At 61.4% G+C, this 13,977-nt stretch carries 13 protein-coding genes; 7 read left to right on the top strand and 6 right to left on the bottom strand.

Features of this window, described 5'->3' with window-relative positions:
* Positions 1-56 precede the first annotated feature (56 nt).
* The gene (locus Q8L25_RS05040) at positions 57-1,424 is read left to right on the top strand and encodes a M23 family metallopeptidase (protein WP_308923832.1); all 1,368 of its coding nucleotides are present in this window, start codon (positions 57-59) and stop codon (positions 1,422-1,424) included.
* Positions 1,425-1,521: 97 nt separating this feature from the next.
* Positions 1,522-2,613: an anhydro-N-acetylmuramic acid kinase gene (locus tag Q8L25_RS05035; RefSeq protein WP_308923831.1), complete on the top strand. Its 1,092-nt coding sequence runs from the start codon at positions 1,522-1,524 to the stop codon at positions 2,611-2,613.
* Between the two features lie 64 nt (positions 2,614-2,677).
* On the opposite strand, the gene erpA is transcribed toward Q8L25_RS05035, so the two are convergent.
* The 4 genes from erpA to rplM form a co-directional block, all read right to left on the bottom strand.
* A complete protein-coding gene (gene erpA / locus Q8L25_RS05030; protein WP_029496047.1) occupies positions 2,678-3,040 on the bottom strand; it encodes an iron-sulfur cluster insertion protein ErpA in 363 nt (120 codons plus the stop codon).
* A 124-nt stretch (positions 3,041-3,164) separates the two neighbouring features.
* Entirely contained in the window at positions 3,165-4,202 is a 1,038-nt protein-coding gene (argC, locus tag Q8L25_RS05025) for an N-acetyl-gamma-glutamyl-phosphate reductase (RefSeq protein WP_308923830.1), read from the bottom strand.
* Positions 4,203-4,373: 171 nt separating this feature from the next.
* Positions 4,374-4,766 carry a 30S ribosomal protein S9 gene (gene rpsI, locus Q8L25_RS05020; RefSeq protein ID WP_010393285.1) on the bottom strand — a complete coding sequence of 131 codons (393 nt, stop codon included), beginning with the start codon at positions 4,764-4,766 and terminating at the stop codon, positions 4,374-4,376.
* Positions 4,767-4,775: 9 nt separating this feature from the next.
* Positions 4,776-5,204 carry a 50S ribosomal protein L13 gene (gene rplM, locus Q8L25_RS05015; RefSeq protein WP_010393282.1) on the bottom strand — a complete coding sequence of 143 codons (429 nt, stop codon included), beginning with the start codon at positions 5,202-5,204 and terminating at the stop codon, positions 4,776-4,778.
* 237 nt (positions 5,205-5,441) lie between these two features.
* Here rplM and Q8L25_RS05010 point away from each other — a divergent pair, with 237 nt between their 5' ends.
* Positions 5,442-5,864 (top strand): OsmC family protein, encoded by a 423-nt coding sequence (locus Q8L25_RS05010; protein ID WP_131376562.1) that lies wholly within the window; start codon positions 5,442-5,444, stop codon positions 5,862-5,864.
* Positions 5,865-5,982: 118 nt separating this feature from the next.
* Here the strand turns inward: Q8L25_RS05010 and coq7 are convergent, their stop codons facing one another.
* Both coq7 and Q8L25_RS05000 read right to left on the bottom strand, forming a co-directional pair.
* Positions 5,983-6,627, bottom strand: coding sequence for a 2-polyprenyl-3-methyl-6-methoxy-1,4-benzoquinone monooxygenase (coq7, locus tag Q8L25_RS05005; RefSeq protein ID WP_308925652.1), 645 nt, complete (start codon positions 6,625-6,627; stop codon positions 5,983-5,985).
* 87 nt (positions 6,628-6,714) lie between these two features.
* The gene (locus Q8L25_RS05000; protein ID WP_308923829.1) at positions 6,715-7,155 is read right to left on the bottom strand and encodes a hypothetical protein; all 441 of its coding nucleotides are present in this window, start codon (positions 7,153-7,155) and stop codon (positions 6,715-6,717) included.
* A gap of 147 nt (positions 7,156-7,302) precedes the next feature.
* On the opposite strand from Q8L25_RS05000, the gene Q8L25_RS04995 reads away from it, so the two are divergent.
* The 4 genes from Q8L25_RS04995 (at position 7,303) to Q8L25_RS04980 (ending at position 13,963) form a co-directional block, all read left to right on the top strand.
* On the top strand, positions 7,303-8,082 hold the full coding sequence (locus Q8L25_RS04995; RefSeq protein WP_308923828.1) for an ATP-binding cassette domain-containing protein: 780 nt from the start codon (positions 7,303-7,305) through the stop codon (positions 8,080-8,082).
* 4 nt (positions 8,083-8,086) lie between these two features.
* Positions 8,087-9,283, top strand: a complete 1,197-nt coding sequence (locus Q8L25_RS04990; protein ID WP_308923827.1) for an ABC transporter permease — start codon at positions 8,087-8,089, stop codon at positions 9,281-9,283.
* Positions 9,284-9,482: 199 nt separating this feature from the next.
* Positions 9,483-10,382, top strand: a complete 900-nt coding sequence (locus Q8L25_RS04985) for an ABC transporter ATP-binding protein (protein WP_308923826.1) — start codon at positions 9,483-9,485, stop codon at positions 10,380-10,382.
* A 2-nt stretch (positions 10,383-10,384) separates the two neighbouring features.
* Positions 10,385-13,963, top strand: a complete 3,579-nt coding sequence (locus Q8L25_RS04980; RefSeq protein ID WP_308923825.1) for a M1 family aminopeptidase — start codon at positions 10,385-10,387, stop codon at positions 13,961-13,963.
* Positions 13,964-13,977: the final 14 nt, after the last annotated feature.

Genomic DNA, 13,977 nt, shown 5'->3' with positions numbered 1-13,977 from the left:
CAATAAAAAAGAGTAGCAGTTCACGAATCGTTCAAGGGCAGATTTTAACTGATTGCATGAACCCTATACATAAAATCACAGGCTCACGCTTGTACACCCAGCTCGCGACCACTCGCAAAGCACGCATCGTCGGCGCGTCCGCAGTGCTGCTGACCGTGGTCGCTTTTGGCGCTGTGGCGGTCTCTCCGATGGCGCCCGATGCGTCGGACCTGCCGGTCCGTTCGATCGCGGAAAACCTGGAAATGCCTGATCTGTCCTCGCAAATCACCGCGCTGGAACAGGTAGACCAGAACTTCACCCACGAAGAAAAGGTCCGTCCGGGCGATACGCTGTCCGCCATGCTGATACGCCTCGGCGTCGATGATGCGGTGGCCAGCAACTTCATCAAGACCGACAAGGTCGCGCGCCGCGTGATGATGCTGAAAACGGGCAAGCGCGTGCAAGCGCAAACGTCCGAAAACGGCGAACTGAACTGGCTGCGCGCCACTCTCGTTGATGACACCGGCACCTCGGCCAGGAATATCCTGATCACCCGCAAGGGCGACAAGTTCGTTGCCACGGAAGTGGCCGCGCAGCTGGAACGCCGCGTGGAAATGCACGCACGCAAGATCACCTCGACCCTGTTTGCCGCCACCGATTCCAGCCTGGACGGCACCCGCCTGCCAGACGCGATCTCCAAGCAGATCGTTGAAATGTTCTCGACCAATATCGACTTCCGTTCCGACGTGAAACGCGGCGACTCGTTCAACGTGGTCTATGAAACCTTCTGGCAAGACGGCGAATTTGTCCGAGCGGGACGCATCCTGGCCGGTGAATTCACCAACCGCGGCAAGACGTTCCAGTCCGTGTGGTTCGAAGACCCGGCCAGCAAGCAAGGCGGCGGTTACTACAGCTTCGACGGCAAGTCCCTCAAAAAAGCCTTCCTCAAATCCCCACTCGAATTCTCCCGTATCTCGTCCGGTTTCTCGATGCGCGTGCACCCGATTTCCGGCAACTGGAAAGCCCATAAAGGCATCGATTTCGCGGCCGCCACCGGCACCCCGATCCGCGCTTCGGGCGACGGCGTGGTCGATACGGTCGGTTCGCAAAACGGCTACGGCAATGTGGTGGTCTTGAAGCACTGGGCCAACTACAGCACCGCCTATGCGCACATGAGCCGCTTCGCTTCGGGCCTGAAAAAAGGCCAGAAAGTCAGCCAGGGCGATGTCATCGGCTACGTCGGCACCACCGGCTGGTCGACCGGCGCCCACCTGCACTACGAATTCCGCGTGGGCGGCGTGGCGCAAGACCCAAGCAAGCTGAACGTGCAAGCACAGGCGCCGCTGACGGCCGCCGAACTGTCGCGCTTCCGCATGGTGTCGGCCGACATGATGCACCGCTTCACCCTGTTGCGTCCTGCCGATACGGCGCTCGCTTCGCGTTAAGCACCGCATGCCTTCGGGCAACAGGCAAAGGCACCGCCCATTCCGATGGCCGGTGCCTTTGTTTTATTCAGGCACTCACTCAAGACAGGAAAACAGCATGTTGTATATCGGTCTGATGTCCGGCACCAGCCTCGATGGCGTCGACGGCGCCCTGGTCGACTTCTCGCAGGATGGCGTGCGCAGCCTGGGTGACGCCTATGTGGCGTTTCCCGCCAGCCTGCGCGCCGACCTGATGTCCCTGCAAGCGCCCGGCCACAATGAAATCGAACGCGAGGCGCTGGCCGCCAACGCGCTGGTGCGCCACTACGCCGATTGCGTCGGCAGCCTGCTGGCCCAGGCCGGCATCGGCCCGGATGCCGTGGCCGCCATCGGCGCGCATGGCCAGACCATCCGCCACCGCCCCGAACTGGGTTTTACGCGCCAGCTGAACAATCCCGCCCTGCTGGCCGAGCTGTCCGGCATCGACGTCATCGCCGACCTGCGCAGCCGCGACGTGGCCGCCGGCGGCCAGGGCGCGCCCCTGGTGCCCGCGTTTCACCAGGCGCTGTTCAATGCGCCGGGCCAGACGCGGGTGGTGGCCAATATCGGCGGCATCAGCAATATCAGCGTGCTGCAGGCCGACGGCACGGTGACCGGCTACGATAGCGGACCGGGCAACGCCCTGATGGATGGCTGGATCTTGCACCACCAGGGCCAGCCCTATGACGCGGACGGCGCCTGGGCCGCCAGCGGCAAGGTCATCCCCGCCCTGCTGTCGGAGTTGTTGAATGAGCCGTATTTTGCTTTGCTGGCGCCGAAAAGCACGGGCCGCGACCTGTTTCATGCCGACTGGCTGGCCGGCAAGCTTGCTGCCTTCCCGAACGAAAAGCCGGCAGACGTGCAGGCGACCCTGACGCAATTGACGGCCGCCAGCCTGGCGCAGGCGATCTTGCGCGACGGCGCACAGGCCGATACGGTCTATGTGTGTGGCGGTGGCGCGTATAACGCCAGCCTGATGGCGGCGCTGGCAAAAGAATTGCCGGGCGTGGCGGTGACATCGACGCAGGCGCTGGGCGTAGCGCCGAACCAGGTCGAGGCGCTGGCATTTGCCTGGCTGGCCTGGCGTTTTACACAGAGGAAACCGGGCAATCTGCCGGCGGTGACGGGAGCCAGGGGCTTACGGGTACTGGGTGCCTTGTATCCGCATTGAACGGCAGCACAAACACAAATAGCGGATCGATGATCCGCTATTTTTTCATTCCGGCGAAACTACTTTATACCGAGAACGAGGAACCGCAACCGCAGGTCGAGGTGGCTGTCGGATTCTTGATCACGAACTGCGCGCCTTCCAGGTCATCCTTGTAGTCGATTTCCGCGCCCACCAGGTACTGGTAGCTCATGGAATCGATCAACAGCTGGACGCCGTTCTTGACCATGGTGGTGTCATCTTCATTGACGATTTCGTCGAAGGTGAAGCCGTACTGGAAGCCGGAGCAACCGCCACCCTGCACGAACACGCGCAATTTCAGGTCGGGATTGCCTTCTTCCTCGATCAGCTGCGCGACTTTTTCAGCGGCGCTATCGGTAAAGATGATAGGCGATGGGATCACATCTTGCATTTCGGCGACAGCATTCATTTCATACTCCTCAGAAAACATGCGTTCATTATAGACTGTTGGCGCAAGTCGCGCTGTGGCCGCCCTTTTTTCAACGGCCACAGCGTTGTTATTGCTCACAGTCCGGGGGCGTGCCCCGCAAGGCTTACGGCAGCAGCGCGATATGCTGCAGGCCAGCCGTTTCCTTCAGGCCAAACATCAGATTCATGCATTGCACGGCCTGGCCCGATGCACCCTTGACCAGGTTATCCTGCACCACCAGCACGATCACGGTATTGCCGCCTTCAGGACGGTGCAGCGCCAGGCGCAGCATGTTCGAGCCGCGCGTGGAACGGGTTTCCGGATGCGAGCCGAACGGCATCACGTCGACAAATGCCTCATCCTTGTATTGCTCTTCAAACAAGGCTTGCAGCTCTTCATTGCTGACATCCTTGTTCAGCTGCGCATACAGGGTCGAATGCATGCCGCGTATCATCGGCACCAGGTGCGGCGTAAACGTCAGCGCCACTTTGTCATCCGTAAAGCGCTGCAGCTGGGCGGTGGTTTCCGGCAGGTGGCGGTGACCGGCCACGCCATAGGCCTTGAAGCTGTCGCTGCTTTCCGAGAACAGGATGCCGATCTCGGCTTTGCGGCCGGCGCCCGACACGCCCGACTTGCAGTCGGCGATCAGGCTGCCGGCATTGACCAGGCCGGCTTTCAGCAGTGGATAAAAGCCCAGCTGCATGGTGGTCGGGTAGCAACCGGGATTGGCGATCAGCGTGGCCTGCTTGATGTCTTCGCGGTTCAGTTCCGGCAAGCCATACACGGCCTGGGCTATCAGCTCGGGCGCCGTATGCGGGATCTTGTACCACTGCTCGAACTTGGCCTGGTCCTTCAGGCGGAAGTCGGCGGCGAGGTCGATCACTTTCACGCCGGCGGCCAGCAGCGCTGGTGCTTGCGCCATCGCCACGCCGTGCGGGGTGGCGAAGAACACCACGTCGCATTGTTCGAGGTTGGCCTTGTCGGGCGAGGAAAACGCCAGTTTCACGTGGCCACGCAGGGAAGGATACATGTCGGCGACCGGCAAGCCATCTTCCTTGCGCGAGGTAATCGCCGTCAACTCGACGTCCGGATGGGTTGCCAGCAGGCGCAGCAATTCCACGCCAGTGTAGCCAGTGCCGCCGACGATGCCAACTTTGATCATGTTTTTTCCTTGAGTAAATAAAATAAGATAAATCAGGGGAGATACCGCAAGCCTGCGCGGTTTTGCGCGTATTTTACAGCGCAATGGCGCAGCACGCAGAAATGCAAAAAGCCGCCAGCTTGAAGGCCGGCGGCTTTTGAGACAGCGCCCGAAGACGCTGTAGCGTAGAAATTAACGCTTCGAGAATTGTTTTGCGCGACGTGCTTTGCGCAGACCAACTTTTTTACGCTCGACTTCACGTGCATCGCGGGTCACGAAGCCGGCTTTTGCCAGTTCCGGTTTCAACGCTGCATCGTAGTCGATCAGAGCGCGGGTGATGCCGTGACGAACTGCACCAGCCTGGCCCGATTCACCGCCGCCATGGACGTTGACTTTGATGTCGAAACGCTCGACATTGCCGGTCAGCTCCAGTGGTTGACGGATAACCATCAGACCGGTTTCGCGCGAGAAGTATTCGTTTGCTGGTTTGCCGTTAACAACGATCAAGCCTGTGCCAACTTTGATAAAAACGCGAGCCACTGCACTCTTGCGACGGCCGGTTCCATAATTGTAATTACCGATCATGTCAGTTCCTTAGAGAACAAGTGCTTTAGGTTGCTGAGCTGCGTGCGGATGGGAACCTTCCGCGTACACTTTCAGCTTCTTGATCATTGCGTAGCCGAGTGGGCCTTTAGGCAGCATGCCTTTGACCGCTTTCTCAAGCGCGCGACCTGGAAAACGCTGTTGCATTTTCTGGAAGTTGGTTTCGTAGATGCCGCCTGGATAGCCAGAGTGACGGTAGTAAATTTTCTCAGTAGCTTTGGTACCGGTCACACGCAGTTTGCCTGCGTTGATGACGACGATAAAGTCGCCGGTATCGACGTGAGGAGTAAATTCTGGTTTGTGTTTGCCGCGCAGTCGGAGTGCCACTTCGCTGGCAACACGTCCGAGGACTTTGTCCGTCGCGTCAACCACGAACCAATCGCGCTGGACTTCATGTCCTTTAGCGGAAAATGTTTTCATGTTGACTTCCTAATAGATTACACGCTCAAATGGTGGTTCCGCCTGGTAAATGCGCGGACTCTGCCTTATTTACTTTTCCTGAGCGAACGGAAAGCCGACAAGTATAAGCGGCTTTGCCCTGCCCGGTCAAGCGACAATCAACGCCGCAATCACGGCCGGTTGCGCCTCGGCCGGCCAAACATGGACAGTCATTCCTCTATTACAATACAAAACGCCTACAATTTTCGGAGAAGTACGATGGAATGCAAAGTTAGCTGGAATGGCCCGTCGGGCATGAGTTTTCGGGCCGAAACCGGCTCCGGCCACCTGGTGACGATGGATGGCGCACCGGACGGCGGCGGCCACAACCTGGCGCCGCGGCCGATGGAAATGGTGTTATTGGGTACGGGCGGCTGCACCGCCTATGACGTGGTGCTGATCCTGAAACGGGGCCGCGAAGCCGTCAGTGGCTGCGAAGTGACGCTCAAGGCCGACCGCGCCGAGACCGATCCGAAAGTGTTTACCAAGATCCACTTCCACTTCACCGTGCGCGGCAAGTCGCTGAAACCGACCGCCGTGGAACGCGCCGTGGCGCTGTCGCACGACAAGTATTGCTCGGCATCGATCATGCTGGCAAAGACGGCCGAAATTACCCACTCGTTCGAAATCATCGAAGAGTGATCTGCCAAGGCGTGTCGGGCGCCTGAAAAATGTTCAGGGCAAGGCGCATTGCCGAAGACAGTACGAATAGTACGGCGAGGCAGTGCAACGCAGCCATGGACTTTTTCTCAGGTGCCCATCAGACGTAATACGCGGTCTTGGTCATGACTTTGCCCATCACCCCCATCAGCGCCTTGACCGGCGCCGGGGTGTCGGTGGCGCCCAGGCGCTGGGCGGCGGCGCCGTGCTCGATCTCGTCGAGCTGCATCTGGCGCACGATGGCGCGCGACTTGGCGTCCTGCGGCGGCAACTCGCCCAGATGGCTTTCCAGGTGGGCTTCCACCTGCTTTTCCGTTTCCACCACAAACCCCAGGCTCTGGCCGTCGCCCATGCGCGCGGCCAGCGTGCCGAGCGCGAACGAGCCCGCATACCACAGCGGGTTCAGCAGGCTCAGGCGCGAACCGAGTTCACGCACGCGCTGCGCCGTCCAGGCCAGGTGGTCTTCCTCTTCGCGGCCCGCTTCGTCGAACTGTTCGCGTACCGCCGGGCTGTGCGCGTGGCGCGCCTGCGAATTGTACAAGGCTTGCGCGCACACTTCCCCCACGTGATTGACCCGCATCAAGCCTGCGCTGTGGCGCTGCTCGGCCGCGCTCAGGGTGGCGTCGGGCGATTGCGCGGCCGGCGTCGGGCGTGTAGCGGAAGCCACGCCGGCGATCACGCGCAAGGCCTTGTCGGCATCGACAATCAGGCGATCCAGGGGATTGAAGTAGCGGTGTGCGGTCATCGTCACGGAACTCATGTCTAGGGGAAAACATGATTATAGGACGATCACGGCCAGGCGTCCCGGTGCGGCCCACAGGCGGACCGGGCTTTATTGGCTTGCTTGACCTGTGCGCGCTTTTTCCTTTTCGATCCAGTCCACCACGGGACCGACGGCGTCCAGGCCCGACAGGCTTTTCGCCACGCCCAGGTTCAGGGAAATCAGGAAAAACATGCTGTCGATGGGAACATCGGGGCAATGGGTGGCGAAGGCGGCCAGGAAACGCGGCGACTCGAGCACGCGCAGCACTTTTTCACCGCTCATGAATTGCAATACGCTGGCAATACTGTGGCCACCACCGAGCGTGTGGTAAATGAAACGATTGTATTTGGCATCGATCTTCTTGAAATCGAGCTCTTCCTGCGTCATCAGGCCGGCCAGGTAATACAGTCCAAGGCTGACGCGAAAGAAGCCGATGGCTTCCGCGCTGGTCATGCCGGCGCGCGCCACGGCCAGCACTTTCTGCTGCATCGCCTCGTCTATGTTTCTCATTGCATTCCCCCTGCACCGTCACGCAGCGCCCATCGGCGCAGCTTGCATGAAGATGCGGCCTTTTTCAATAGCGATTCTCTATTTCCTTCTTGCAAGTTACTTTTTTTGCATGCTACCCTGAAGCCCCCACCCAGAATGGATGTGCCCATGATAGAGGTAAAGCACCTGGCCAAGCGTTTTCGCATGCCGCCACAGAAAGACAAAACCACGTCGGCTCCCGATCCGCGCGACCACGACGGCTGGTTTCACGCCGTGCGCGATGTCAGTTTCAGCTGCGCACCCGGTGAAGTGCTGGGTTTGCTGGGACCGAACGGCGCCGGCAAGACCACCACCTTGCGCCTGTTGTCGACCGCCCTGCAGGCGGACGCGGGCAGCGCCCTCGTCAATGGCATCGATGTCTTGCAGCAACCGCTGGTGGCGCGCCAGAGCATCGGCTTCCTGTCCGGTTCGACCGGCTTGTATGGCCGCCTGACGGCACGCGAAAACGTCGAATACTTCGGCCGCCTGCACGGCATGCCGGCCGACAAGCTCAAGCAGCGCTGCGATGAACTGTTCGCCCTGCTGCAGATGGAACATTACGGCAACAAGCGCGCCGACCAGCTGTCGACCGGCATGAAGCAGAAATGCGCGATCGCGCGCACGGTCGTGCATGCGCCGCAGGTGGTGATCCTCGACGAGCCGACCACCGGCCTGGACGTGATGTCGGCCAAGATCCTGCTGGACTTTATCGCCAGCTACAAGGCGCTGCGCGTGCCGCTGATCTTTTCCACCCACCATTTGCACGAGGTGGAAAAGCTGTGCGACCGCGTCTGCATCATCAACCATGGCACGACCGCCTTCAATGGCACGGTGGACGAGTTGCGCCACCTGGGCGGCAGTGCGGATCTGTACGACGCCTTTGTCGGCGTCATCAACCGGGGAGCTTGAACGCATGTGGACCATTTATTTGAAGGAATTGCTGGAACTCACGCGTGACCGCAAGACCCTGATCTTCACCATCCTGATTCCGATCTTCGCCATGCCGCTGATCTTTGGCGGCTTCGCTTATGTATCGAGCAATATGTTCAAGAACGCCAAGTCGGCCGAGCTGCGCTACGCCCTGTTCGGCCAGCAGCACGCACCGGCACTGAGCGCGCGTTTTGGCCAGCAAACCAATTTGCGCCTGGTGCCGTTGACCGATGAAAGCGAGATCCGCCAGGCCATCGCGGACGAACGCATCAAGTTCGCGGTGGTGATACCGCCGCAGTTTGATGCCGCCTTGCAGCAGCAGCGGCAAGCGAGCATCACCTTGCACTACAACAGCGCCAGCACGGTCGACGTGACGCAGCAGCGCGTGCGCGAGGTGATCGACGGCTACAACACCAGCTTGCGCCAGGAGTCGCTGTCGGCCCTGAACCTGAATGCCGAACAACTGGCGTTTGCCCTGGCACCGGTGCTGCTGGAGAAAAAATCCACCGCCGACCAGCGCGAACAGATGGGCGCGATCATCGGCGGCATGCTGCCTTACCTGCTGCTGATGGTGTGCCTGACGGCCGCCATGTATCCGGCCATCGACATGGGCGCCGGCGAAAAGGAACGGGGCACCTTGGAAACCTTGCTGCTGGCACCGGTGCCGCGCGGCGCCATCGTGCTGGCCAAGTTCCTGGTCTTGTTTACGGTCGGCATGACCTCGGCCGTGCTGATGGTGGGCAGCATGGCCGCCCTGCTGCTGGGCTTCGGCAACTCGCTGGAAGGCAACCTGGCCGTCATGGTGCGCAGCATTACCTTGCCCGACCTGGCGATGGTGACCCTGATGCTGGTGCCGACGGCTGCCATCTTCGCCTCGCTGCTGCTGTCGATCTCGATCTACGCCAAGAGCTACAAGGAAGCGGCCGGCATGATCACGCCGCTGATGCTGCTGACCATTTTGCCTATCGTGGTGGCCATGCTGCCGGGCGTGGAACTGAACTGGCTGTGGGCGATGGTGCCGTTGACCAATGTCTCGCTGGCCATGAAGGAGCTGGTCAAGGGCACCATGGATTACAGCATGTTCGGCGTGATCCTGGCCTCGACCACGGTGATTGCCGGCGCCCTGCTGCTGCTGTGCCGCTGGTGGTTCAAGCGCGAAGCGGTGCTGTTCCGCAACTGATCCTCACGGGCGGCGCGCGCCGGCACGGCCGCGCCGCCGTTCCACCCCGCCAATTGCACTCTGGGCACGCGAAAATACCGTATATCGCAAGCAACTGCCCAGCACGTCTTTTATTCAATACAATGCCATCATGGAAAAGCCCCGGACCGCCTGCCAGGCGCCGGGTGCCGCACGTCTAACAGCATGAGCAAGGAATTGTATGGAATTGCAGATTCGTCACTTGTCGAAGACCTACGCCAACGGTGTCGTGGCGCTGGACGATATTTCGCTGGCGATCCCACCCGGCATGTTCGGTTTGCTGGGCCCCAACGGCGCCGGCAAGTCGACCTTGATGCGCACCCTGGCCACCTTGCAGGAGTGCGATTCCGGCTCGGTCTTCTTCGGCGACTACGACGTGCTCGACGACAAGGACGAGATCCGCCGCATGCTCGGCTATCTGCCGCAGGACTTCGGCCTGTATCCGAAAGTGACGGCCTACGAACTGCTGGATCACTTCGCCAATTTAAAGGGCCTGTCGCAGCGCACGCGCCGGCGCGAAGTGGTCGACGGCCTGCTGCAGCAAACCAATCTGTTCGATGTGCGCCACCAGCGCCTGGGCACGTTTTCGGGCGGCATGCGCCAGCGCTTCGGCATCGCCCAGGCGCTGCTGGGCGACCCGAAGCTGATCATCGTCGACGAACCGACGGCCGGCCTCGATCCGCAGGAACGGGTGCGCTTCCACAACCTGTTGTCGGACATCGGCGAAGACAAGACCGTCATTTTATCGACCCATATCGTGTCCGACGTGGCCGACCTGTGCGCCAACATGGCCATCATCAACAAGGGCCATGTGCTGTTGTGCGGCAAGACGCAGGAATTGATCGATGATGTCAGCTGCAAGATCTGGGCGCGCTTTGTCGACAAGAAGGAGCTGGCCAGCTTCCAGCAGCGCCACGCCGTGATATCGACCCGGCTGCTGTCGGGCCGTACCCTGATCCATGTCTACAGCGATGACGATCCGGGCGACGGTTTCGAGGAAGCCATCGGCGACCTGGAAGACCTGTATTTCGCCACCATCGCCGGCCGCCACCGCGTCGACCCCAGCTGCGGCGAGGAGTAAGCATGTTTGCGATTGCCTTCTTTGAAGCACGACAGCGTTTCAAGCTGCTGTCCACCTGGGTGTATTTCGCCATGTTCCTGGCGCTGTCCATGCTGTGGATGGCCGCCTCGGGCGGCGCCTTCAAGGAAGTGTCGATCAGCATGGGCGGCAGGTTTTTGATCAATGCGCCGCGCTCGCTGGCCCTGAGCTGCGCCGTGCTGGGCTGCTTCGGCGCGGTGGTGGTGGCCGCCATGATGGGCCGCTCGGTGCAGCAGGATATCGAATACGGCATGCAGCATTTCTTCTTCAGCGCGCCGATCCGCAAATACGAGTATGTGTTCGGTCGCTTTCTCGGCGCCACCCTGGTGCTGGCGGTGGTGTTTGCCAGCATTATCCTCGGTGCCTGGCTGGGCAGCTGGTTGCCCGGCATCGACCAGGAACGGCTGGGGCCGCAGCGCCTGCTGGCCTATCTGATGCCGTATGTCTTTACCCTGCTGCCCAACCTGTTCATCTTCGGCGCCATCTTTTTCGTGATTGCCGCGCTGACGCGGCGCATGTTGCCCGTCTATATCAGCTCGGTGGTGATGCTGATCGGCTACCTGGTGGCGCCGTCGCTGGCGCGCGACCTGGACTTCAAGACGGTGGCCGCGCTGATCGACCCCTTCGGCACCACGGCCCTGATCAACCTGACCGAATACTGGCCCAATGCCGAACGCAACACGCGCCTGGTCACGCTCGAGGGCGTGTATCTGGTCAACCGCGCCATCTGGTGCGGCCTGGCCCTGCTGGCCTTGCTGCTGGGCTACTGGCGCTTTCACTTCCACGCCGCGCCCGACAGCGGCTCGGCCAGGCGCCAAGGCGACGCCACGCCGCCCGCGCGCCTGTCGAACAGCGCGCTCGACACGCATGAGCCGCCCGATTTTGCCCGGCGCAGCCTGGCCGCCCTGCTGCTGCAGATGAGCTGGCTGAACCTGCGCGAAACCATCAAGAACATTTATTTTGTCGTCATCGTGCTGGCCGGCGTGCTGGTGATGTACGCCAGCGCGCTGGACATGGGTTCGATATATGGCACCAATACGTATCCGGTGACGGAAAAAGTGCTGGACATCGTCAGCGGCGCGTTCGCGCTGTTCATGCTGGTGATCACCACCTTCTATGCGGGCGAACTGGTGTGGCGCGAGCGCGAAAGCGGCTTGCAGCTGATGCTCGACGCCCTGCCCGTGCCGAACTGGCTGCCACTGCTGTCGAAACTGTTTGCGCTGATCGGCCTGCAGGCATTGCTGAGCCTGGTGATCATGTTGTGCGGCATGTCGATCCAGATCGTCAAGGGCTATTACCGGCTCGATCCCGGCCTGTACTTTGAAGCGCTGTTTCTGACCCAGTTGCCCGGCTATGCCCTGACGGCCGTGCTGGCGATTTTCCTGCAAGTGCTGATCAACCAGCGCTACCTGGCCTACTTTGCCATGATCCTGTATTACGGCGCGACCCTGACCTTCGGCTCGCTGGACCTGAGCAATCCGCTGCTGTTGTATGGCAATACACCGGGCTTCCTCTACTCGGCCATGAACGGCGCCGGCCACTACCTGCTGCGCGAACGCTGGTACCTGCTGTACTGGAGCGGCGCGGCCGTGATGCTGACCGTGCTGGCCCTGCTGTTCTGGCCGCGCGGCGCACACGACAGCTGGCGCATCCGTCTGCGCCTGGCGCGCCACGCCCTGAGCCAGCCGGTGCTGGCCAGCTTCGGCGCCGGCCTGGCCGTCTTCCTGGTCGCCGGGAGCATCCTGTTCTATACCTTCCATATCGCCAACGACTACAAGTCCGGCTATGCGCGCGACGCCGAGCGCGCCAGCTTCGAGCGCCAGTACCGCAAGCTGGCGGCCACGCCGCAGCCGCGCATCGCCGACGTCAAGCTTGACGTGGCCATCTACCCGGCCCAGCGCACCCTGAAGGTCAAGGGGCACTACCTGCTGGAAAACCGCACCGCCGTGCCAATCAGCCAGATTTTCATCCAGCAAGACCCGACCGCCAGCATGCGGCTGCGCTTCGATACGCGCGTCCATCCGGGCCTGGACGATACGCGCCTGGGCTTTTACAGCTACCGCCTGGCCGCGCCGCTGCTGCCGGGCGCCACCCTTGGCCTCGATTTCGACGTCGACTACGCGCCGCGTGGCGTGCTGGGCCTGGGCCAGGACACGCCGGTGGTGGCCAACGGCACCTTCTTTACCAATGCCGTGCTGCCGCATGTCGGCTACCAGCCGCAGCTGGAACTGAACGATCCGCGCGACCGCAAGCGGCACGGTTTGCCGCCGCGCGCGCGGGCGCTGGCGCGCGACGATGCGCGCGGCCTGGCCGACAATCATGTCGGCAACGACGCCGACCGCATCGGTTTTGAAGCGACCGTCAGCACCGTCGATGGCCAGACGGCGATCGCGCCCGGCATGCTCGACAACGACTGGATAGACAAGGGCCGCCATTACTTCCATTACAAGATGGACCAGCCCATCCTCAATTTCTATGCCGTCCAGTCGGCCCGCTACGCCGTCCGGCACGAGCGCTGGCAGGACGTGGCCATCGATGTGTATTACCAGCCGGGACACGAATATAATCTGGACCGCTTCGTGCGCGGCAGCAAGGAAGCGCTCGAGTACTACACGAAAAACTTCGGCCCCTACCAACAGAAGATCGTGCGCATCGTCGAGTTCCCACGGTACCAAACCTATGCGCAGTCGTTTCCGGGCACCATACCGTTTTCCGAAGGCCTGGGTTTTGTCGCCAGGGTCGACGACAAGAACCCGAAGGATCTCGACTATCCGTTCTATGTCACCGCGCATGAAGTGGCTCACCAGTGGTGGGGCCATCAGCTGGTGGGCGGCAACACGCGCGGCGCGAGCGTGCTGAGCGAAACACTGGCCGAATATTCGGCGCTGATGGTGATGAAAAAAACCGGCGGCCCGAACAGGATGCGGCGCTTCCTGCGCTACGACCTGAACCGCTACCTGATGGGCCGCGCGGAAGAGCGCAACCGCGAGCTGCCGCTGGCCGACAATGAACGGCAGGACTATATCCACTATCACAAGGGCGCGCTGGCCATGTATCTGCTGCAGGACATCGTCGGCGAAGACAAGATCAACGGCGTGCTGCGCGAACTGCTGCAACAGCATCGGCGCCAGTCGCCGCCGTACGCCAGCGTGACGGCGCTGATCGATGGCTTGCGCCAGGTCACGCCGCCGGAGCAGGCTTACCTGATCGATGATCTGTTCGAGAAAATCGTGCTGTTCGATAACCGCGCGCTGGCGGCCACGGCGCGCAAGCTGACGGACGGACGCTATGAAGTCACCATCAAGGTGCAGGCCGGCAAGGTGCAGGCGGGCGAACAGGGAGAAGAGCAGGAAGTGCCGCTGCGCGACCTGATCGAGATCGGCGTCGATGACAAGGATGGCAATGCGCTGCTGCGCGAACGCAAGCTGATGAGCAGCAAGCAGGCCAGCTACACGGTGGTGGTGGCCACCCGGCCGGCCAGGGCGGGCATCGATCCCGACAACAAGCTGATCGACCGCAAGCCGGACGACAATATGATCGCAGTCGATATCAGCGAGCGCTAGGCGCCAGGCCAGGC

The organism is Janthinobacterium sp. J1-1, assembly GCF_030944405.1.
Lineage (GTDB): Bacteria > Pseudomonadota > Gammaproteobacteria > Burkholderiales > Burkholderiaceae_D > Janthinobacterium.
The sequence above is the reverse complement of the archived record's forward strand: the minus strand, read 5'-3'. Positions and strand labels throughout refer to the sequence as shown.

Bases quoted from the DNA above. Each gene is read 5' to 3' on its own strand.
- Q8L25_RS05040 (WP_308923832.1), top strand. From the start codon at position 57: ATGAACCCTATACATAAAATCACAGGCTCACGCTTGTACACCCAGCTC.
- Q8L25_RS05035 (WP_308923831.1), top strand. From the start codon at position 1,522: ATGTTGTATATCGGTCTGATGTCCGGCACCAGCCTCGATGGCGTCGAC.
- erpA (WP_029496047.1), bottom strand. From the start codon at position 3,040: ATGAATGCTGTCGCCGAAATGCAAGATGTGATCCCATCGCCTATCATC.
- argC (WP_308923830.1), bottom strand. From the start codon at position 4,202: ATGATCAAAGTTGGCATCGTCGGCGGCACTGGCTACACTGGCGTGGAA.
- rpsI (WP_010393285.1), bottom strand. From the start codon at position 4,766: ATGATCGGTAATTACAATTATGGAACCGGCCGTCGCAAGAGTGCAGTG.
- rplM (WP_010393282.1), bottom strand. From the start codon at position 5,204: ATGAAAACATTTTCCGCTAAAGGACATGAAGTCCAGCGCGATTGGTTC.
- Q8L25_RS05010 (WP_131376562.1), top strand. From the start codon at position 5,442: ATGGAATGCAAAGTTAGCTGGAATGGCCCGTCGGGCATGAGTTTTCGG.
- coq7 (WP_308925652.1), bottom strand. From the start codon at position 6,627: ATGACCGCACACCGCTACTTCAATCCCCTGGATCGCCTGATTGTCGAT.
- Q8L25_RS05000 (WP_308923829.1), bottom strand. From the start codon at position 7,155: ATGAGAAACATAGACGAGGCGATGCAGCAGAAAGTGCTGGCCGTGGCG.
- Q8L25_RS04995 (WP_308923828.1), top strand. From the start codon at position 7,303: ATGATAGAGGTAAAGCACCTGGCCAAGCGTTTTCGCATGCCGCCACAG.
- Q8L25_RS04990 (WP_308923827.1), top strand. From the start codon at position 8,087: ATGTGGACCATTTATTTGAAGGAATTGCTGGAACTCACGCGTGACCGC.
- Q8L25_RS04985 (WP_308923826.1), top strand. From the start codon at position 9,483: ATGGAATTGCAGATTCGTCACTTGTCGAAGACCTACGCCAACGGTGTC.
- Q8L25_RS04980 (WP_308923825.1), top strand. From the start codon at position 10,385: ATGTTTGCGATTGCCTTCTTTGAAGCACGACAGCGTTTCAAGCTGCTG.